Here is a 21,327-nt window from a genome sequence, read left to right on the forward strand (position 1 = left end):
CAGTTTTTAACTTTATACATTATTAATGTGATTTTAGAATAATAATTTGTATTATATTGAAACTGACAATTATAATAGGTGCTTAATATTTCCTTCATTAAATTAATCTAAAAGTTACTCATAGTAGTGACTTTTTTTTAGTTAAAATGTTTAAATTTAAGGAATGCTCTGAGTTATAATATAATGGAGTTACAATTAATACAGTATTAGTAATTGTAACTTAATATATTATTTATTAGGCGTTTTTATTTTTCTAAACCACAGCTGTTAGATAGCTAATTTCAAAAAATATATGTATCTGTTATCAAAATTATAAACGATTGCATATGCTGTATCATCTTCTATATCGAGTTTATCATTAAGTAGTATTGCCCTCCTTTTAGCGTATGATAAATCTATTCTGTTTTTAGATTTATCATCATGTCAAAAACCATTGATTTTTATCACCAAAATGCTGGATTTCTAATTGAGCAATACCAATCACTTACTTTTGAGCAAGTTCATCAAAGTTGGCGAGCATATTGGCCACTGACTTCAAAAAGTGACGTTGCGAAAGTATTAGATGTTGGTGCTGGAACTGGACGAGATGCACTTTGGTTTGCGCAGCATCAGTGTGATGTTTATGCGATTGAGCCAGCAGCGGCATTGCGTGAATTTGGTCAACGTTATACGCAAGACTGCTTTGATAAAATTACATGGTTGGATGATAAATTACCCGAGTTAAATAGTATCACTGAGCTAGGAATTCGATTTGATTGTATATTGCTCTCGGCGATATGGATGCATATTGCGCCTAAATTACGGGAACGTTGTTTTAGAAAATTAGCTAATTTATTAGCACCCAGTGGCCAGCTTGTGATTTCTCTTCGGCATGGTGATTTTAATGATGCTCGAGTGGCTTATGCGGTAAGTGTAGAAGAACTCGAACAACTAGCGAAAAAACATGCCTTACAAGTGAATGCAATATCATCACTAGATACCGATGAATTAGGTCGTAGTAGTGTACAGTGGCAAACTGTTGTAATGCAATTACCTGACGATGGTACAGGTGACTTAATAAAAATACGGCAGATTATTGTTAATGATGCTAAATCTGCAACTTATAAACTGGCGTTGCTGCGCACTTTGTTACGCATTGCTGATGCGTACCCTGGAGCTGTGCTCGAGCGAAAAAATAATAAAGTTAAATTGCCACTTGGGTTAGTCGGTTTATATTGGATTCGACAATTTAAACGTCTTATTGATATCGATATTAACGGCTTTGGTATCCAGCAAAGTAATGCGTCGAAAAAAGGCTTAGGCTTTGTTAAAGATGCAGGTTGGAATAAATTAAAACATCTTACAGCTGATGACTTAGCTATTGGTGCTATTTTTATAGGCGATGAAGCTAAAGCATTACAAACGGCTATTCGTGATACATTAACAACCATTCAAAATGGGCCTGTGACTTTTATTTATCAAGGAAATAAATCGAATACTTTATTTCAAATAGAACGGCAGACGTTGCGCTCAACGCCTACCTTGGTCTTAGATCTTGAGACATTAACAAGCTTTGGGCACTTCATTTTAGATGAGAGTTTGTGGGAATGTTTACGGCTCTATAGCAGTTGGATAGAGCCATTGGTCGTTAATCAGTGGATAGCTGAGATGCGGCGTTATAAGTGTAATGAAGAGCGTGGTATTCAATTACAAACCTACTATGACTGCTTAAAATGGATTGATGAAAGCCATGATACTCGTGATGTTAGAGGAAAAATCACTCATTTACAGCAAGCAGGCTATGAATTAAAGAGTGTTTGGAGTGGCAAACGTTTACAAGCCGATTATCAAGTCGATCATTGCTTACCTTTTGCTTATTGGCCGAATAATGATAAATGGAACTTATTGCCAGCGAGTAAAATTGAAAATAATAACAAGCGTGCTCGCGTACCGACTAAACGTCGTTTGAGTGAATCTCGCGAACGGATTGTAAATTGGTGGCAAATAGCATGGCAAACTGAGACTGAGCAAAATCGTTTTTTTGATGAAGCCATATTATCATTACCCCATTTGCCGCTAACGTGCCGTAATTTTGATGATGTTTTTCAGTCGATGGGACTTCAAATTTATGGTGTCAAAAGTCGTTTACTTGTTGGTGAGTGGTAGTTGGTTAATAAAAGTATATTTAAACTTTTTATCTTTGTTGTGAAGATTAATGATGTGCAGTAATAGAGACTTTATTATTTAGTGTAAGGCTCTATTGCTATCTTATAGCTATCAGCTCGTTTCTAATATCTACATGCGTTTCCAGACCGATAATATTCTACCTCCATTGTTCACTTTTTATAAATAATGAATTCATATTTCACCTAATTATCAAAATATATTAAATAAATATAATGAGAACGATTCAAGCGCAATAACAACTAGAGATAAAAATGAGTCGGGGTAACGAAATAATGAAACAAGATAAAATGCCATTTCAGGTGTGGATATTAACACTTGCAGCATTCGCAATTGGCACTGCAGAGTTTGTGATTGCAGGTATTCTGCCGCAGTTAGCAACATCATTATCAATTACAGAAGGTCAAGCTGGTTATTTAATTAGTGCTTACGCATTAGCAATCGTTATTGGTGGGCCAATATTAACGATCTATTTGACTCGATTTAATAAAAAAGCAGTATTAAGTGGATTGATGGCGCTTTTTATTATCGGAAATCTATTCTCAGCTTTTGCGCCAAATTATCACTTACTTTTAGTTAGTCGGGTTATCGCAGGCCTTACTCAAGGCCCATTTTATGGTATTGGTGCCGTTGTTGCGACTAACCTTGTTGCTGAAAAAATGGCTGGGCGCGCTGTTGGACAAATGTTTGCTGGCTTAACGCTGGCTAATGTACTTGGGGTGCCTGCTGGAACATGGATCAGTTTACAGTTTGGTTGGCATAGTACATTCATTAGTGTTGCTGTATTAGGTACGCTAGCAATGTTTTCAATTCTAATGTTTATCAAAGCGGCGGGTCATAGCGAGGCAAAAGACATTAAAGCGCAATTAATGGCATTCAAAAATCCATTGCTATTAATAAGCTTAGCGATCACAGCTCTTTCATGGTCTGGTTTTATGGCGTTGTATGGTTATATTGCACCTATTGCGATGCATATTACGGGTTATAGTGCTGGTGCTATTACTTGGCTTCTTGTTGTGGTTGGTGTTGGGTTGATTATTGGTAATATTCTTGGTGGTCGTTCTTCTGATAAAAACTTAAATAAAGCATCTATTTTCTGGGCTACTGCAATGATCCTTTCACTTATTGCGGTGGGCTTAGTGGTTGATAATAAAATTTTATTTGTAATTGCTGCTTTTATATTTGGTATTGCATCTTTTGCAAATGTACCAGCAATGCAACTTCGAGTTATGAATCATGGTGGTGAAGGCCAAGAACTGGCAGCAACAGCGAATATCTCAGCGTTTAACTTAGCTAATGCATTTGGTGGCTTCCTTGGTGGTATAGTACTTGATAGTCAACTGGGGGCTGGAATGATCCCATTTGCCGCTGCAATTATTCCTGTTGTTGGGGTAATACTTATTGCAACTATCAACCGCCGAGAAACTCAGCAGGGGCGAGCGGTATTGGATACAATAAGCTAACAATATTAGAAATAGTTACTCGTACGGGCTTTAATTAATAGCGATGGTTACTTAAGCATTAATCGAGCTATTATTACCGTCATAATGATAAGACAACGGCTGATATCTTGATAAGTAAATTTTTGTACTTATTGAAGATGATCGCCGTTGTCTTTTTATCTTGTTATTGAAAAAATCTTTTATTTAGCGTTTTTCAAAGATCAGTTAGCCATAAGTGACGATATCATGTGGCTATATTAATTTATGTATTAGAGGTGGATTACTAACGTGTTACTTCAAGATCTTGAGGTTATATTAAAGGTTGCAGAGTTTCGTAGTATTACACTTGCAGCAACCCATTTAGATATGAGAATAGCGACAGCAAGTGCTGCTGTTAAACGTGTAGAGGCTTCACTCGGGGTCGAGCTATTCATTCGTACAACCAGGCAGTTACGTTTGTCTCCTGCTGGGGAGCACTATATACCGCAGTGTGAGCAAGCAATGTTAATACTGAAAAGTGCCAAACAAAATGTTCGTGAAGATTTAGGTATTATTGATGGCGAAATTAGAATCGCACTTTCGTCTGATCTTGGTAGGAATATAGTAATACCTTGGCTAGATGATTTTTTGGAACAACATCCTAAAGTCAGTCTTAGGGCGAGTATTAGTGATCGTAATATTGATTTTTATCATGACTCAGTTGATATGGCGCTGCGTTACGGTTCGCCTAGTGAAGCGAATGTATATGGATTTAAAATTTGTACGGTGCCGCGAGTATTATGTGCTAGTCCTGAATATTTGGAAAAACGTGGAACCCCGTTGACGGTTGAGGATCTTGGTGATCATAATGCGCTGTTATATCAGTTAGATAGACTTATTCATGACGAGTGGGTATTCACTAATAATGGCAGTTTGAACAAAATAAAACTTAAGGGGAATCGGGCTTCTGACGATGCTGATTTAGTAAGACGTTGGTGTGTTGCTGGTTTAGGCATTGCTCTTAAATCGAGCTTAGATATGTCTAAAGATCTACTGAATGGTAATGTTATTAGTATTATGGCTGATTATCAGCCAATAGGAACGGAGTTGTGGTTAATCTGTCCTAGTCGACAGTCAATTACGCCCACGGTTCGATTACTAAGAGATTACCTTAGAGCACAGACGAAAGGCGTGTTTAGTCGTTTAGTTGATAAAGGTATTTTAACCGCAGATATGCTCAAGTAATTTTTGAGAGAAAGTCAGTGGAAAAAGAGCGAGAGATTTTACTTTTTAGGTTACCTGTAATGCAGATAATATTTTGAAAAAATGACGAAATCACAACGATACAATGCTCATAACTTATTTATAAGCATTGTATATAATATTATTGTTGATTCAGCCAATTACGTGTAACTATATCGATATCTTGTCCGTCGCGGGATACTTGATAATCTAATTCAGCAATGATTGCGTTTGAAAATCGTAAAGCATCTAATTTAGCCAGTTGATTTTCAGTGAATAGATTTTTGCGGTCTTGGCGAAGTAATAAAACGGCTTTATCAATGCTACCTAATAACCCTTTGGGTTCTGAAAGCGCTCTAATTTTAAATGTATGGTGAAGGAATTGTGGTTTCCATAACGGCACGATGAGCCACTGTTTATTGCTAACCGCCTGTTCAAACGCAGTAAAGCAATCCTCCTCTGTTCCGGTATGAAAGCGATAGCCAGCGCTATTTAATCCATATTGCTCCATCATTTTTAGTGAAAAACGAGTAATACCTGCTCCAGCATTAATTCCTTGGATATCTTTAGCCATTTTTTCAATGACATGAGGTTTTAATAGATCGCTAATCTCTGCAACGTCTTCACTCGGAATATAGCTAGGTACTCCCCATAGTGCATAGGGCTTATAATGTAGGCCAAGCTCAATTAATGGCTGAACAGTATCAACATTAGCTTTATAAAGACCATGGCTAGACGGAAGCCATGCCGAACAAAGTATATCTATTTCGCCGAATGTTAGTTTTTCGAAATTTTCTTGATGTGGAGAAAAAATACGTTGTACTCTAAATCCCATGTCCATCAGGGTATGACGAACGAGAGAAGCTGTAATACGATGAAATGAAAGGTCAGTGACACCAATAGTTATAGCGTGATTCATAATAAACTCGTTTAGTTTTATTTGGTTATGAATATGATATTAAATCTATTATGAATTTTTTAAACAGGATAAGGGTTGATAAATTATCTAATTCTATTTGATAATTAACATGGTTAAAGACATCGGTAATATTCACTATTTTGTTTTGAATACGCGTTAATGTAAAGAACTATTCGTGAAAAAACAGAAGCTGGTGTTTTATCTTTAAAATCATTATCAAATCTAATTTGATAATGATTCAAGTCCCACGCTATTTTTCATTTGAGCTATGTTTATTAATCTCAGGCTTTCCATATCGTAAATACATAGGATTGCCTAAGATGTCATTACCCTCTGAAATGAAGATGATCGGCTTTAAAAAATCGTTACCAATAACAGCTATCGATAGTCTGATTGAAGTTGTAGCCCCATTGCCAACGATCGGTGATAGCGAAATTCTCGTCAAGATAACAGCAAGTTCGATTAACCCGGCTGACGCTAAGGTTCGTATACGTAGTGCTAAAGATAAAGTGCTTGAGCAACTTAGAGTTGTTGGCTTTGATGCTGTGGGTGAAGTTGTTGGTTGTGGACGTGATGTTGTTGGGTTTAAGCTCGGTGATCGCGTTTATTATGCGGGAGATGTGACTCATCAAGGCGCTAATGCGGAGTATCAAACAGTAGATTATCGTATTGCTGCGCATGCTCCTGCAAGTTTGTCTGATGAATCTGCCGCGGTAATGCCATTAGCAACGTTGACAGCTTGGGAAGCACTTTTTGATCGCTTACGTATTCGTCCAGAGGAAAAGAAAACCTTACTTGTGATTGGTGGTGCGGGTGGCGTTGGTTCTATCGCTATTCAATTGGCAAAACAATTAACGAACTTAACTGTTATTGCAACCGCATCACGCCCTGAAACAACACAGTGGGTGATTGATATGGGGGCCGATTATGTTGCTGATCACTACCGTCTTGTTGAATCTGTTCGTGATCATGATATTCAATATGTCGATTATATTTTTAACCTTGCAGATACTAAGGATCACTGGGACTCGATGGTAGAGTTAATTGCGCCACAAGGAATGATTAGTTCTATTGTTGAGTTTGATGGTGGGATTGATCTCTCGGCACTTCAGGGAAAATCAGTCGGTTTTATTTGGGAATTTATGTTTACTCGCTCATTATTTAAAACAGAAGATATCCAAAAGCAGCATGAGATCCTATTCCAAGCGGCAAATTTAATTGATTCTGGTCGTCTAAAGTCAACATTAACAACAACTTTAGATGGGTTTAATATTAATACTTTAAAAGAAGCACATCGCTTAATTGAGACGGGAAAAACCATTGGTAAGATTGCAATAAAATATTAACTTAAATTATTAATATCATAACCTTAATAGATTAATTTTGATGAAGTTTGCTAATTTTGTCGATTACTATCCAATAGTCAAAGACTAAATAAAGATGAACAACAACCCATTAACAACTTAATTTATAAGCGATTAATGGGTTGTTTGATGTAGATTATGCAAGTATCTGACTAATAAATAAAAATACACTCGTGAGCATAGGGATAGCACTGTATTTCGTTACTTGTTTAAGTGTCAGTTTGGTCATTTTTGGTGCAAAAATATTGACTAAGATACTGATATTACAAAAAATGAATACACCATAGGTTTTTATATCTATATCGTGATTTTTTAATAACTTTATTTGCGCCAGAATTAATATCACATTAAATGTAATACTAAGTAGTCGGGCTATTTGAAACTGTGGCGTTTTAAATTCACTTCTTGAGTCACTTTCACTTGCTTTGATGAGGTCATTTTCTGGCTGACTCATTAATATTACTTCCTGATATAAAAGGGATCATTGTTGCCCAGTTCATCAATAATATGGTTAATGATGAGTGATAGTGAGCAACAGGTTTTTAAATCTATAATATTATGATCGCACAGCAACGTAGGTTGTGCAATTATTCACAAAGCGAACTTAACTTGCATTAAATAAGGTTAGTTTTGGTTTCGTTGATCTTTCTTCCTTGCGAGTTTCTCTGCGCGTCGTGCTAGTCGGTGATGAGTACTTTCTGTACCAATATGTTGTTCACCTCTTGCGATGGCTAAAGATATTTGTTTTTCACGCTCACGAAAGCGTGCAAGTTGTTGTGGTGAATGTTGTCCATGACATTTAGCACAACTGATGCCTTGCTCGTATAAATCTGATTGTTTATCAGCTTCAGTAATGGGTAATCGACACGCATTACAAATATCATAATCGGCTTGTTCTAATTGATGATTGACCGCAACTCGGCCATCAAAGACATAACAGTCACCTTGCCATAAGCTGTCTTGCTGTGGGATTTCTTCGAGGTATTTTAAAATGCCGCCTTCAAGGTGATAGACCTCTTCAAAGCCTTGTTGCTTCATATACGCGGTAGATTTTTCACACCGAATACCGCCAGTACAAAACATCGCGACTTTTTTGTGTTTAGTCGGATCCATATTGTTTTTAACGTAATCAGGAAATTGTGTGAATGTCTCGGTATTGGGGTTAATTGCGCCTTTAAAAGTACCAATTTCGATTTCATAATCATTACGGGTATCTACAACCAATACCTCAGGATCGGCAATAAGATCATTCCACGCTGTAGGTTTGACGTAAGTGCCTACGACATGGCGAGGATCAATACCTTCAATGCCTAGTGTTACGATTTCTTTTTTGAGTTTTACTTTGGTGCGGTTGAAAGGCTGAAAATTTGAGAGGGATTCTTTACAAACAATGCCTGTGAGAGAAGCGTCAGCATTTAACCACGCTAACAAGGTATCAATTCCGTTACGATCGGCCGCAACAGTGCCGTTAATGCCTTCACTTGCTAGGAGTAAGGTGCCACGAATGTGATGTTTTTCCATTAGAGCGAGCATGGGTTCACGTAACTCAAGATAGTTCTTAAGCTCCACAAACTTATACAGCGCACAGACAACATACTGATTCATGATATTTCCTTGTTTTAATAGGGGGTAATAGCCAATTAAATTTATGGAAATAAGTATACCTGACTAAAATAGTCAGGTATACGTGGTGAATTAAATATTTCCTGAAAGCGGCTTATTTACTTGGGGGGAGTTTGATAATTATTTACAAGGTACTAATTTAAGGGTGTAATTTTCGCTAGCTGTTGTTGGTGGCGCATAAGTAATAAAACAGTTATCGCGAGCAAGGACGGTATTTTGTTGGTTGTTCCCCTCTGAGTCTGTGATTGCTTCTTTTTTGGTGTATTTTTTAAAGGTAATATTAACGGCGTGTCCACCATTTGCTAATGTTGCACGTGTAATCGCTAAATCACCGTTACTATCAAGATTACTTATTAATAATGGTAGTGAATATTCTTCTGGAGATGGATACCCATAGTTAAAGGTGCAAGATGAAGTACTGTCCATGCGACAACCTGGAAATGGTAAATTACTCATGGGATTAAAAGTCGTGCAAGTCATATCTAAACAATCATTAGATTTATTTGATACATAACGACGTTGCTCGAGCCCAGCAATCGCCATTTTGCTATACCCCATTTTAAGTCCGGAATTTACAGCGGCTTCGAGGCCTTTTAGTACGGCATTATTGGCATCTTTCTGAGTGTTAAGGAAACGGGGCATAGCAACAACAGCTAAAATACCGAGAATGATAATAACTACAATGAGCTCAATAAGAGTAAATCCATTTTTTTTCATATTCAGTTTAGGCGTGTATATTTGCGGTAAGAGTATAAGTGATGGATTTTGTTTTTTACTGGTAGTGGTGTCAATCTTTACAGGCATTATTGTGCTGTTGTTGTGTGGTCGTACACGGTTTTCAAAAATAAATTTAATTTGCTAAAATAGATCAGTTGATTTGTAGCATTGTCAGCGTAGCCATTAGCTGTTAGTGTCGCAGCCCTTATGCATGTATTACAGCGTGCAACCTTATATTAAACAACGTATCGATACCTCTTTTTAATGGTAATAGCGGTATGTTGACGTTTACAGGACATCATTTTGAGTCAGACGGCATTTTCTACCCTAAATCTTCATTCTGATCTATTGAGCAACCTAGACTCACTAGGTTATGAAGCAATGACACCTATTCAAGCTCAGAGCCTTCCGCTTATTATTGATGGCAAGGATGTTATTGCTCAAGGTAAAACGGGATCAGGTAAAACCGCAGCGTTTGGCTTAGGATTACTTAATAACCTTAATGTAAAACGTTTTCGCGTACAGACATTAGTATTGTGTCCAACGCGTGAATTAGCCGATCAAGTTGCTAAAGAAATTCGTCGTTTAGCGCGCGCAATTCATAACATTAAAGTACTGACGTTGTGTGGCGGTATGCCATTTGGACCTCAAATTGGTTCATTAGAACACGGTGCGCATATTATTGTTGGTACGCCTGGACGTATTGAAGAACATGTTCATAAAGGTTTCTTACGCCTTGATGAACTGAATACGTTAGTGCTTGATGAAGCTGATCGTATGCTAGAAATGGGTTTTCAAGACTCATTAGATACGATTATTGATGCCGCACCAAGTGATCGCCAAACGTTACTATTTAGTGCGACGTTCCCTGATCAAATTGCTTCTATTGCAAAACGTATCATGAAAAACCCAGTACAAGTGAAAGTCGAATCTAATCATGATAATAGCAGTATCTCACAGCATTTTTACAAGGTAAGTGGTAATGAAGATCGCTTAGATGCGGTACGTTTGTTACTGAATCAACACCGCCCTGAATCATGTGTGATTTTCTGTAATACTAAGCGTGAAGCGCAAGAGATGTCTGATGATTTAGAAGACTTTGGCTTTAGTTCTATTGCGCTCCATGGCGATTTAGAACAACGCGAACGTGATCGTACTTTAGTATTGTTCTCTAATAAGAGTAAATCAATCTTGGTTGCGACAGATGTTGCTGCTCGTGGTTTGGATATTGATAATCTTGATATGGTGATTAACTACCATCTAGCACGTGATACTGAAGTCCACGTACACCGTATTGGTCGTACTGGCCGTGCCGGTAGTAAAGGCGTTGCTTGTTCATTATTCAGTGATAAAGAACACTATAAAGTTAAATTACTTGAAGATTATCTTGATCGTGAAATTGAGGGTGAAGCATTACCTGCCGGAAATTTATTAGATCAACCGACTTTCCGTCCAGAAATGATCACATTAATGATCGATGGCGGTAAGAAGCAAAAAGTACGTCCTGGCGATATCTTAGGCGCGCTAACTGGCGATCAAGGGATTGCAGGTACTGCGGTTGGTAAGATTAATGTGTTTGACCACTGTGCTTATGTTGCAGTTAAACGTGAAGTTGCACGTGAAGCACTACAGAAATTAGAAAAAGGTCGTATTAAAGGCCGTAATTTCCGTTCACGTCAATTGCGTTAATCGATCCATAAACGCAGATAAAACACTATGATGCCGATGGTGTGCTTTAAAAGCACACCATCGGCTTTTTTGTTACTGTAATATGTGATTATAACAATTGCCGTATTCAGTAACGATTTTTAGCGTTGCATTTGAGAAGGCTAATATGACAGTATTGTAAATTAATTGTAACTATTAGGGTTTGGGGCTGCTGTTTCGTATATAAATTAGTATTGTTAAGCTAATGATTTAAGGTTATTACACCGTATTGCTACTTGTCTTATATTTAAAAAGAGTATCCATCTATGCATCAAGAAATGATTGGATTGACGATTGCAGGCCTTGGCGTATTGGGGCTTGGATGTCAATGGCTTGCATGGCGTATGAAATTACCCGCGATTTTATTATTGCTTATTGCCGGCTTAGTAATAGGTCCTGTGGCTGGCATATTTAACCCTAATATTCTGTTTGGTGATTTATTGTTTCCGCTGATCTCATTAGCGGTAGCGGTTATTTTGTTTGAGGGTAGCTTAACCCTCAATTTTGCAGAAATAAAAACAGTTCGAAAAAACGTTAAAAGTATCGTTACTATTGGTGCGATTATCACATGGATCATCACCAGTGTTGCCACACATTATCTGTTAGATTTCAGTTGGTCATTGGCGTTCTTATTTGGTTCGATGACTGTTGTGACTGGCCCGACAGTGATAGTGCCATTGTTACGTACCGTCAGGCCACAGGCTAAACTCGCTAACATTTTGCGCTGGGAAGGAATATTGATCGATCCGATTGGGGCTATATTTGTCGTGATCGTGTATGAGTTTATTGTTTCTAGCAGCAAAATGCACAGTTTGGCAGTGTTTGGTTTAATGTTATTGGTGGGATTAGTTATTGGCGCTATTGCTGGGTGGCTAATTGCTTATGTTCTGCGTAACCATTTAATTCCCGAGTATTTGCAACCGTTTGCTGTTTTAGCCGTTGTGCTTGGCGTGTTTGCTGGGGCTAATGCGCTTGAATCAGAAGCTGGATTATTAGCGGTAACGGTGATGGGAATGTGGCTGGCGAATGCCAAAGATGTCGATATTCGTCATATTCTTCATTTTAAAGAAAATCTGACGATTTTGTTAATTTCAGGATTATTTTTAATTTTAGCATCCCGTATCCAATTGGCAGATTTCCATGCGTTAGGCTGGGGCGCAATTACATTATTTGTTGTTATTCAGTTAGTCGCAAGACCTGCTTCTATCTTCATCTCGACAATGTTTAGTCAATTAGCGTTTAAGGAAAAGTTATTCTTAGCATGGGTTGCACCAAGAGGTATTGTTGCTGCGGCAATTTCAGCATTATTTGCGCTTAAATTAATCGATGATGGTGTTGCTGGGGCACAACTATTAGTGCCACTGACCTTTATGGTAATTATCGGTACGGTGGTGTTACAAAGTTTAACTGCTCGGCCAATAGCGCGATTACTAGGTGTTGCTGAACCATCACCGAAAGGATTTTTGGTTGTCGGCGCCAATGATGTGGCACGACAAATCGGTTTAGCTCTTAAAAAATATGATTGTCGCGTTATGATGACCGATTCTAACTGGGATTATATTCGTGCTGCTCGAATGGCGGGTTTAGAAACCTATTATGGCAATGCGGTTTCTAGCCATGCCGATGAGTATTTAGATCTGATCGGTGTTGGGCATTTATTAGCACTAACGCCAGATAAACATTTTAATGCTGTTGTCACTAATCATTATGAAACTGATTTTGGTCAGCGTAATATTTTTCGCTTAAATGGTCGTCGCCATAATAGCGGCTTAGAAAAACACTCGGCGACTCAAGCTCATAGTGGTGCGGTACTTTTTGGGGATGATATTAGTTATAAAAAATTAGCGAGTTTAATTAACCAAGGGGCTGAAATTAAGCATACTAGATTAAGTGATAGTTTTACTATTGATGATTATTATCAGCAATATAAAGGGATGCCACTTATTCCTTTATTTGCAGTTGATCTAAAGCAAAACATTCACCTATTTACCGTTGCTTCAACCGTGGAAGCCAAAGCAGGTTGGACGATTATCGCTTTAGTAAAAGAAGCAGATTAACGTTAATTATTGACTAATAATGATTGAAATTTAAAAGCACCATTAATGGTGCTTTTTTTATCCTAAATAGAGAGTGATGAAGTTCACAGTTCTATTAAAAATCTAGCTTGTTAGATGTTACGTTAGCCATTGAGAACAGTTACAAATGTTACAGAGAGGTGGTCTTTAAAAGCTGATGTTATTTTTGGATAGCAAGTCGCACTATTTTTTATTTAATGATCCATTTCTTGAATTAATGTCACATTGACTTTTATTATAAATAGTAATGGTAGTCTTATTTTATAAGGTTATTAATAACTGTATTTTCTATTCCTTATGGGGGATATTTTAAAGGTGTGATATTCCTTCATATATACTGCCGTTATTTGGTTGAAAATGTTTCTAAATGTTTCTGTTGTCGTTTACCCTCTGATTTTAGTAAAAGAATAAACGTGATTTACCTCTATTTTAGTTGTTTTTTTTACCTTTATTATCCTCCGCAATCACAGAGTACTTGGCAGTATTCTGACTAAACACAAAGTAGCTGTACAAATAATAATAAGATACGGCTCATCATTAAATCTCAGGGGATTTTAAATGATCAAGCAACAGACGTTGGCAAAGAAGACCTTATTAGCAGCAGCCATTGGCTCGTTAATGTTTACGGCAGGGTGTAATAGTGATAACACTAATTCCACGACGGAAGAGAAGAAAAAGCCACAACTTGCGGTAAAGTTTCAAAATATTCTTGATCGTACCGGCACACCTCAACATCTCGCAGAAGTGAGTGCTGGTAATCATATGGCTTATACACCATTGCATGATGATGGTGCATGGCATGGACATTTACTGCCAGATTTAGCCAAATATCCTCAAAACAAAGGTGGCTTTGGTGTTACTGCCATTGCTGAAGAATATAACACTTCGGTTGCAGAGTATTTTGATAAGCTTTCGATTTTAAAAGATGGCCAGCCTGTTAATTTTACAGCGAATGCATACAGTATTCCTGGCGCGTTAATTCAAACCATGGTTGCTGACGGTATTAAAGTTGAAATGAAGTTACAGTTTGTTTCTTCGCGTTCATCGATTGTTGAAACCATTATTACTAATGATACTGGCGCAAACCTAGAATTGGTTTGGGATGGTAAATTAGTTGATGGTTATTATGCTAAAGATGGTAAGGCTAATCCTGATTATAAAGCGACTGTCGCTGAGCAATTACCTAACTTTACCCGTACAATAACAGCTGACAAAACCGGTGATATTGATATTGCGTTTGGTAAAGAGCGTGATTCATGGATGGTGCGTACCAGTGGATCTTCCGCGTTTAATATTCAACGTAATATTGCCACTACGACCCATATTAATGGGCTTGAGTATCAATCTGTCGCTGAAATCGGATCACAACCAATTCATACTTTGTATACCGTGTTTAGCCATACATTAACTGCTGCTGAGTGGCAGCAAGAGCAAACCGTCGTTGCTGATATTTTAAAACACCCAATTAGCTATATGAATGCAACCACTGAGCGTTGGGAACAATATTTAAAAAATGGTTTAGTGAATAAAGGTGCTACGTCAGATCAAGAACGTGTAGCAGTAAAAGCGATGGAAACCTTAACCGGTAATTGGCGTAGTCCTGCAGGTTTTGTTAGTTATGATACGGTAACGCCATCAGTTACAGCGCGTTGGTTCTCTGGTAACTTAACTTGGCCGTGGGATACGTGGAAACAAGCGTATGCAATGGCACATTTTAATCCAGATTTAGCAATGGCAAACATCCGTACTGTGTTTGAGCATCAAGTTAAAGCCGATGATGTGTTACGTCCATACGATAAGGGCTATTTGCTTGATGTGGTTGGCATGAACATGTCTAAAGAGCGTGGTGATGCGCTTGGCCTGACTGAAATGAATGACTCACAGTCATGGAATGAGCGTAACACTAAACCATCATTGGCTTCGTGGGCTGTGTGGGAAGTTTACACAACCCTTAAAGATAAATATAACCGCGCTGATGATGCACAAGCTTGGTTACAAGAAATGTACCCTAAATTGGTTGATTACCATAACTGGTGGTTAACAGCACGCGATACTAATAATAATGGTATTCCTGAGTATGGTGCAGCAGTTGATCCTGCGCATACAACTGTAGATGGTCAGCTAATTTATGAATATAAAACAGCAGCAGATCCTGAAAAGTGGATTTCAGCAAAAGGTATTGCTGAATATAATAAATTATTAGAGTCATTCGATTACATTGATATCCATAGTCCAGCACAAACCGCTGCATCGTGGGAATCTGGACGTGATGATGCGGCAGTATTTGGTTTTATTGATACTATTGCTGATGCGCAAGGTCTAACTGACGTTAAAGAAATTGCAATTATCGATCAACTTGGTCGTTATGCTCATAAACAGCATGGATTTGATAATACTTATTCTGTGAATGGCGAGAAGGTGACTTATGCCAATACTGATCCTGAGAATATCGTTAAATTAAACCTAGCTAAAAAAGATTGGCAGGTTAAGTTTAGTGAAAACCGTGATGATAGTGGCCAATTGGTAGGTTATTCATTGATGCAAGAATCTGTTGACCAAGCATCATATTGGTACAGTGATAATAAATACTTAGCACAAATTGCGACAGTATTAGGCCATGATCAAGAAGCAGCAGCGTTTACTGAGAAAGCGGCAGAAACTAAAGATTATATCAATCAATGTATGTTTGACCGCGAAACAGGTTTTTACTACGACATTAATATCGATGCTAATCAAGCGCGTTCATTAAATAATGGCTGTGCAGGTAATCCGATTGTTGAACGTGGTATGGGTGCTGAAGGTTGGTCACCGCTGTTTAATGGCGCTGCCAATCGTATTACCGCTGCGGCAGTGGTTGAGAATATGATGGACCCTGCGAAATTTAATACCACAGTACCGTTGGGTACTGCTTCAGCTGATAACCCAGCATATGGTGCCGATATTTACTGGCGTGGCCGAGTGTGGGTTGATCAGTTCTATTTTGGCGTCAAAGGAATGGCTGACTATGGCTACACTAAAGAAGCCAACGAGATGGTTAATAAGCTATTTAAAAATGCTGAAGGCTTAACCCTTGATCGCCCAATTCAAGAGAATTACAACCCAGAAACAGGCGCAGTACAAGGTGCTAATAACTTCTCATGGAGTTCAGCGCATTTATACATGCTTTACAATGATTTTCTAAAATAGCGTTAGTACTCTTTAATCGAGTTTATCGCTGACCGAGTTTATAACGGATACTTTTCCCCTTGTATCCGTTTAAATCACGCCAATACATTAACATGTATTGGCGTTTTTTATGGCTGTTATTTCTTAATCAATCAAATTTTGTGCTTTTAATTGCGCTAAAATCATTAAAGTCGCTGTTGAGCTAATTTCGGTGTCGTTGCTGTTGAGCCATCGAATTTCTTCAATTTCAGATGCTGGTAATAAATCGCCATTATATTCAGCATAGTAACAGGTCATGTTCACCATAATTCCCGTCGCTTTACCATGGGCTTGGGCCTGAAAGCTCCCCGCATGGCACAATGATGTAGGAATAAGATCTACCGATAACTCTTCTTTAATTTCACGGACTAATGCTTGAGCGTCTGTTTCGCCAGTCTCTCGTTTACCACCGGGGATATAATAAGCTGTTTTTCCGTATGATCGAGCGCCTAACAACTTTCGTTGGTCAATATGAAGCCAAGCAAGTTTATCAATGTGTTGAGGTTTGTTCACGCTATTCTCCTTTGCTGTCGCTAGTGTAACAGTTTCAGCAAAGATAAAAAAAGTGACTATCATTATTTCAATCTATGTTTGCATTTATTTGTGGGGCGAACTGTTTAGATGCGTGTCTATTGTAAATGTTTATAGGCATAATCATCACCCTTTTTAGTTGGTAATGGTTAAATTTTATTTTGTTTTTAACTAAGGAATACGGCGTAATGAAATTCCGTTTAACGAGCACTTCTTATATATTATTAGTCGCTGTCTTTTTTGCTGCTATACAAAACCTAGCGTTGTGGAAGCATTTAAGTGAGTTATTTTCTGAAAGTGCCACCAATGATGGGATTTTTATCGCTACGATTCCGTTATTTATTATTGCAGCATTAAATATTATTTTTAATTTACTGCTTTGGCCGTGGTTACAGCGACCATTAGTTGCGATTCTGATATTTATCTCAAGTTTAGTCACGTATGCGATGTATAGCTACGGGGTTTATTTTGACTATGGGATGATTGTTAATGTATTTGAAACCAATCCTGCAGAAGCCGGAAGCTACTTTTCTATAGCGGGCATGGTATGGATGATTGTGATTGCGATTATTCCAATCTTTATATTGTGCCGAATTAACGTTGTTTATCGCTCAGCATTAAAAGAACTTATTGCACGTGGTGTTAGTATATTCGTTTCGTTATTAGTGATTATTGTCATCGCGGCTGGTTATTATAAAGATTATGCTTCATTAGTACGTAATCACTCTGAAATTAAAGCACTCATTAACCCTACTAACTATATTTCAGCGACTTTTCGATATGCTAAATATCAATTAATTGAAGCGAAAATGCCCTTTACTGATATTGGCTTAGATGCCAAAGACTTACATTTAAGTGATAAGCATAATGTTGTTGTCATGGTTGTCGGTGAAGCCTCGCGTTCAATGAATTATTCATTAAATGGTTATGATCGTGATACAAACCCTGAATTAGCTAAGCGTAATGTGATTAGCTTTTTGAATGTAAAATCATGTGGTACGGCGACTGCGGTGTCATTACCTTGTATGTTTTCAGTGATGACTAAAGCTAATTACGATGCTATAGCGGCTCGTCATCAAGATACAGCAGTAGATATTTTACAACGGGCTGGTATTGATGTTTCTTGGAAAGATAATGATAGTGGTTGTAAAGGGGTTTGCGATCGGGTTAAACATATTGTAATTAACGCTGATGTTGATCCTAAACTTTGTCATGATGGTACATGTTACGATGAGGTATTGCTTAAAAATTTACAGGCTCAGATTGATGATGCCAAGCAAGATACCTTTATTGTGCTTCATATCATCGGTAGTCACGGCCCAACATATAACGATCGTTACCCTGCGAAATTTAAAGTATTTAAGCCGACATGTAATACCAGTAATTTGCAAGAATGTAGTCGTCAACAGGTAACCAATACCTACGATAATACTATTTTATATACTGATCATATTCTAAGTAGTGTGATTGATATGCTTAAAAGTGATGATCATAATGCCAATACTGCGATGATTTATATGGCCGATCATGGTGAGTCTCTTGGTGAAGATGGAATCTATTTGCACGGTTTACCGTATTCTATTGCGCCTAAAGAGCAAACCACAGTCCCTTTAATTTTATGGTTATCGCCTGCTTACCAGCAGAGCCAACATTTAAACCGTCAGTGTTTACAACGTGAAGCTGCTGCTGGTGGTTATTCACAAGATAATTTATTCCATTCTTTATTGGGTATGATGGATGTTAAAACAAAGGTTTATGATGCGAAGTTAGATATATTTGCTCAGTGTCGACAATAATATTATTTAACCCTACACAAATAAAAGAGGGCATAGGTCCTCTTTTACTTTTATTTCACTGGTCAAAATGTATCATTCGGCCATCAATAAATTCATTATTTAAAATAATAAGACAGAGAGATAACCATGAAACCTGGTGCAACGGGATTAAAACGCATTATTGATGCAACTGGATATTCGATGCAAGGTTTAAAAGCCGCGTGGATAAACGAAGCTGCTTTTCGTCAAGAAAGTATTTTATTAGTTGTTATGACAATAGTTTCATTTTTTATGCCTGTTACAAAAGTGGAACGATTAATGATGATTGGATCATTATTTATTGTTGTGATTGCAGAGCTGATTAATTCAGCTATTGAAGCCGTGGTTGATCGTATTGGGCCTGAGCGTCATGAGCTGAGCGGTCGAGCGAAAGATATTGGCTCAGCAGCCGTATTTGTTGCGCTGGTATTAGTGGTAATCACTTGGGGCAGTATATTATTTTTATAATGATTATTGTGATAATTTAAAGATTAGTTAATTAACGCCAGTATTTTTAATTACGAAAATACTGGCGTTTTTTATTTACTTGCTATGGCTGATAGCTCGTGGCTTTATCTGAAATAATTTGTCCATCTTTGATGGTGATAATTCGATTTGTGCGTTCAGCTAAACTTACATCATGGGTTACAATTATCAGAGTACGACCTTGTTGGTGTAAATCATTAAATAACGCTTCAATTTCTGCCCCCGATTTAGAATCAAGTGCGCCTGTGGGCTCATCAGCTAAAATTATTTGCGGATCATTGACTAAGGCTCGCGCAATAGCTACCCGTTGTTTTTGGCCGCCAGAAAGTTGATTTGGCTTGTGATGCATACGATCGCCTAACCCCACTTGTTCAAGTAAAGCGGCTGCTTTTTGATGGCGTTGCTTGGTTTTAGTGCCTCTATACACTAAAGGTAGAGCGACATTATCAAGTGCTGTGGCATATTCTAATAAATTAAAGCTTTGAAAAACAAAACCTATATTATGATTTCTAATTTTGGCCAGCTGGTGGCTGGTTAAGGTAGCAACATCATCATCGTTAAGGCGATAATATCCGCAGGTGGGAATATCCAAACAGCCTAATACATTCATAAGGGTCGATTTACCTGATCCTGAGGGACCTAGAATAGATAAAAACTCACCTTTATTAATAGTAAGAGAAACATTATCCAATGCTTTTACGAGATGTTCCCCTTCACCATAATATTTACAAATGTTGGTCAATGAAACTAAAGGATGCTGATTCTTAGCAAGAATGGTGGGTATTTTACTCACTTTGTAATGCCTCTAATGGAGTAATAGTTGCGGCTTTATTGGCTGGAAACCAAGCAGCAGCAATGCCGACAATAATTAATGCCAATACCACAATAGCCATAACGGAAATTGATAATTCTGGTTGTGGTTTACCTAAGGAGGTATAAATATAACTATTAGAGATGGGGATTCTCTTTATAATATTGATTAAGCCAACCGTTAATCCTAACCCGATAACACCGCCAATCATCATGGTCATCATGGCTTGAATAAGATAATGGCAACGAATGTTATTAGGAGTGGCACCCACAGCCATACGAACGCCAATATCACGAGTAGCACGTTTAACGCTGGCATACATCACATTGGCAATACCAATACCGGCTACCATCAGTGTAACAAACCCAATAATGCCTAAAAATGTTTGCAAACCAAGTAGAAAATTTCGCATCGACTCTTGATTAAGCAGCATATCATCAGTTTGAATCAGTGTTTCATCATCGATGCTAGCGTTATATTTCTTGGCTAAGACTTGACGAATAGTAATCGCTAAACGTTCTCGGTTAGCGTGTGATTGAGGCTCAACATTAAACGCTTTAATCGGTTGTTGTGGAAAAAAACGCTGCCAAGTGACTAAAGGAACAAGCGTGGTATACGTTGACTCTGAGCCTTGTTCAATACGTCTTGGATCATCCAATATGCCGATAACGGTGAAATCAACATTACCTATTTTAAGTGTTTTACCAATTGGATTTGTATCAAGCTTATTGTTTTCACTGTAATGATAAGGCTTTTTATTAAATAACATCATCGCGGTGACTTTACCTAGAACGACCACCTTACGTTGCTCGGAAATATCGGTGGGATTAAACCATCGTCCTCCAGAATGGATTACTAAGTCATTAATATCCTGATAATTATTTTCTACTGCTAATACTTGAGTAAAAGCACTACGGTCGCCTTTGGTAACGGGTTCATCCCAAAGAGCGGAGCTTGAAAGGCGTTTTATTTCAGGTAATGCCGCTAAGGTTGCTTTATCTGTGATGTGTAAATCTACGTCTTTACCACGAAAAAAGCGCCCCTGAGTAATACTAGCAGTGCCGCCAGTGACATAAATAAGATCGCCATTACCGCTGGTGGTGTTTCTGATGAGTCCTTGGCGCAGCCCTTCTCCGGTTGCTAACATGGTACTGATGCAGACGGTTGACCATACAATTGCAAGAATTGTCAGACATAACCGCAGTTTTTCTGCAGCCATTTCATGAAAAATTTGTTGAAATGGAAACATA

At 37.9% G+C, this 21,327-nt stretch carries 16 protein-coding genes; 9 read left to right on the forward strand and 7 right to left on the reverse strand.

The window, feature by feature from the left end; genetic code table 11:
• Positions 1-420: 420 nt before the first annotated feature.
• The 3 genes from PPBDW_RS19900 to PPBDW_RS19910 all read left to right on the forward strand — a co-directional run bounded on the left by PPBDW_RS19900 (position 421) and on the right by PPBDW_RS19910 (position 4,829).
• Positions 421-2,145 (forward strand): class I SAM-dependent methyltransferase, encoded by a 1,725-nt coding sequence (locus tag PPBDW_RS19900; protein ID WP_036791943.1) that lies wholly within the window; start codon positions 421-423, stop codon positions 2,143-2,145.
• A gap of 293 nt (positions 2,146-2,438) precedes the next feature.
• Positions 2,439-3,626 (forward strand): MFS transporter, encoded by a 1,188-nt coding sequence (locus PPBDW_RS19905; RefSeq protein ID WP_054262196.1) that lies wholly within the window; start codon positions 2,439-2,441, stop codon positions 3,624-3,626.
• 267 nt (positions 3,627-3,893) lie between these two features.
• The gene (locus PPBDW_RS19910) at positions 3,894-4,829 is read left to right on the forward strand and encodes a LysR family transcriptional regulator (protein WP_036791947.1); all 936 of its coding nucleotides are present in this window, start codon (positions 3,894-3,896) and stop codon (positions 4,827-4,829) included.
• Between the two features lie 139 nt (positions 4,830-4,968).
• On the opposite strand, the gene PPBDW_RS19915 is transcribed toward PPBDW_RS19910, so the two are convergent.
• Positions 4,969-5,745, reverse strand: coding sequence for a glycine betaine ABC transporter substrate-binding protein (locus PPBDW_RS19915; RefSeq protein WP_036791952.1), 777 nt, complete (start codon positions 5,743-5,745; stop codon positions 4,969-4,971).
• Positions 5,746-6,065: 320 nt separating this feature from the next.
• On the opposite strand from PPBDW_RS19915, the gene PPBDW_RS19920 reads away from it, so the two are divergent.
• A complete protein-coding gene (locus tag PPBDW_RS19920) occupies positions 6,066-7,091 on the forward strand; it encodes a zinc-binding alcohol dehydrogenase family protein (RefSeq protein ID WP_036791955.1) in 1,026 nt (341 codons plus the stop codon).
• A 154-nt stretch (positions 7,092-7,245) separates the two neighbouring features.
• Here PPBDW_RS19920 and PPBDW_RS19925 read toward each other — a convergent pair whose 3' ends face one another.
• The 3 genes from PPBDW_RS19925 to PPBDW_RS22885 form a co-directional block, all read right to left on the reverse strand.
• Entirely contained in the window at positions 7,246-7,563 is a 318-nt protein-coding gene (locus PPBDW_RS19925; RefSeq protein WP_036791959.1) for a hypothetical protein, read from the reverse strand.
• Positions 7,564-7,733: 170 nt separating this feature from the next.
• A complete protein-coding gene (trhO, locus tag PPBDW_RS19930; RefSeq protein WP_036791962.1) occupies positions 7,734-8,714 on the reverse strand; it encodes an oxygen-dependent tRNA uridine(34) hydroxylase TrhO in 981 nt (326 codons plus the stop codon).
• Between the two features lie 138 nt (positions 8,715-8,852).
• Positions 8,853-9,536 carry a prepilin-type N-terminal cleavage/methylation domain-containing protein gene (locus PPBDW_RS22885; RefSeq protein ID WP_054262197.1) on the reverse strand — a complete coding sequence of 228 codons (684 nt, stop codon included), beginning with the start codon at positions 9,534-9,536 and terminating at the stop codon, positions 8,853-8,855.
• Positions 9,537-9,752: 216 nt separating this feature from the next.
• On the opposite strand from PPBDW_RS22885, the gene dbpA reads away from it, so the two are divergent.
• The 3 genes from dbpA to ygjK all read left to right on the forward strand — a co-directional run bounded on the left by dbpA (position 9,753) and on the right by ygjK (position 16,417).
• Positions 9,753-11,138, forward strand: coding sequence for an ATP-dependent RNA helicase DbpA (dbpA, locus tag PPBDW_RS19940; protein ID WP_036791964.1), 1,386 nt, complete (start codon positions 9,753-9,755; stop codon positions 11,136-11,138).
• 284 nt (positions 11,139-11,422) lie between these two features.
• A complete protein-coding gene (locus PPBDW_RS19945; RefSeq protein ID WP_036791967.1) occupies positions 11,423-13,213 on the forward strand; it encodes a cation:proton antiporter in 1,791 nt (596 codons plus the stop codon).
• A gap of 576 nt (positions 13,214-13,789) precedes the next feature.
• Positions 13,790-16,417, forward strand: a complete 2,628-nt coding sequence (gene ygjK, locus PPBDW_RS19950) for an alpha-glucosidase (RefSeq protein ID WP_036791969.1) — start codon at positions 13,790-13,792, stop codon at positions 16,415-16,417.
• Between the two features lie 123 nt (positions 16,418-16,540).
• On the opposite strand, the gene PPBDW_RS19955 is transcribed toward ygjK, so the two are convergent.
• Complete coding sequence (locus tag PPBDW_RS19955; protein WP_036791972.1) at positions 16,541-16,948, reverse strand: NUDIX hydrolase; 408 nt, start codon at positions 16,946-16,948, stop codon at positions 16,541-16,543.
• Between the two features lie 206 nt (positions 16,949-17,154).
• On the opposite strand from PPBDW_RS19955, the gene eptA reads away from it, so the two are divergent.
• Both eptA and PPBDW_RS19965 read left to right on the forward strand, forming a co-directional pair.
• Positions 17,155-18,762: a phosphoethanolamine transferase EptA gene (gene eptA / locus PPBDW_RS19960; protein ID WP_036791974.1), complete on the forward strand. Its 1,608-nt coding sequence runs from the start codon at positions 17,155-17,157 to the stop codon at positions 18,760-18,762.
• Positions 18,763-18,888: 126 nt separating this feature from the next.
• A complete protein-coding gene (locus tag PPBDW_RS19965) occupies positions 18,889-19,248 on the forward strand; it encodes a diacylglycerol kinase (RefSeq protein ID WP_036791976.1) in 360 nt (119 codons plus the stop codon).
• A gap of 82 nt (positions 19,249-19,330) precedes the next feature.
• Here PPBDW_RS19965 and PPBDW_RS19970 read toward each other — a convergent pair whose 3' ends face one another.
• Positions 19,331-20,059 carry an ABC transporter ATP-binding protein gene (locus PPBDW_RS19970; RefSeq protein ID WP_054262198.1) on the reverse strand — a complete coding sequence of 243 codons (729 nt, stop codon included), beginning with the start codon at positions 20,057-20,059 and terminating at the stop codon, positions 19,331-19,333.
• Entirely contained in the window at positions 20,052-21,326 is a 1,275-nt protein-coding gene (locus PPBDW_RS19975; RefSeq protein ID WP_036791979.1) for an ABC transporter permease, read from the reverse strand. Before PPBDW_RS19975 ends, PPBDW_RS19970 begins: the two co-directional genes overlap by 8 nt.
• Position 21,327 lies beyond the last annotated feature (1 nt).

The organism is Photobacterium kishitanii (assembly GCF_000613045.3).
Taxonomy (GTDB): Bacteria; Pseudomonadota; Gammaproteobacteria; order Enterobacterales; family Vibrionaceae; genus Photobacterium; species Photobacterium kishitanii.

Excerpts from the sequence above, each read along its gene's own strand:
- PPBDW_RS19900 (WP_036791943.1), top strand. The coding sequence starts at position 421 with ATGTCAAAAACCATTGATTTTTATCACCAAAATGCTGGATTTCTAATT.
- PPBDW_RS19905 (WP_054262196.1), top strand. The coding sequence starts at position 2,439 with ATGAAACAAGATAAAATGCCATTTCAGGTGTGGATATTAACACTTGCA.
- PPBDW_RS19915 (WP_036791952.1), bottom strand. The coding sequence starts at position 5,745 with ATGAATCACGCTATAACTATTGGTGTCACTGACCTTTCATTTCATCGT.
- PPBDW_RS19920 (WP_036791955.1), top strand. The coding sequence starts at position 6,066 with ATGTCATTACCCTCTGAAATGAAGATGATCGGCTTTAAAAAATCGTTA.
- PPBDW_RS19925 (WP_036791959.1), bottom strand. The coding sequence starts at position 7,563 with ATGAGTCAGCCAGAAAATGACCTCATCAAAGCAAGTGAAAGTGACTCA.
- trhO (WP_036791962.1), bottom strand. The coding sequence starts at position 8,714 with ATGAATCAGTATGTTGTCTGTGCGCTGTATAAGTTTGTGGAGCTTAAG.
- PPBDW_RS22885 (WP_054262197.1), bottom strand. The coding sequence starts at position 9,536 with ATGCCTGTAAAGATTGACACCACTACCAGTAAAAAACAAAATCCATCA.
- PPBDW_RS19945 (WP_036791967.1), top strand. The coding sequence starts at position 11,423 with ATGCATCAAGAAATGATTGGATTGACGATTGCAGGCCTTGGCGTATTG.
- ygjK (WP_036791969.1), top strand. The coding sequence starts at position 13,790 with ATGATCAAGCAACAGACGTTGGCAAAGAAGACCTTATTAGCAGCAGCC.
- eptA (WP_036791974.1), top strand. The coding sequence starts at position 17,155 with ATGAAATTCCGTTTAACGAGCACTTCTTATATATTATTAGTCGCTGTC.
- PPBDW_RS19965 (WP_036791976.1), top strand. The coding sequence starts at position 18,889 with ATGAAACCTGGTGCAACGGGATTAAAACGCATTATTGATGCAACTGGA.
- PPBDW_RS19975 (WP_036791979.1), bottom strand. The coding sequence starts at position 21,326 with ATGTTTCCATTTCAACAAATTTTTCATGAAATGGCTGCAGAAAAACTG.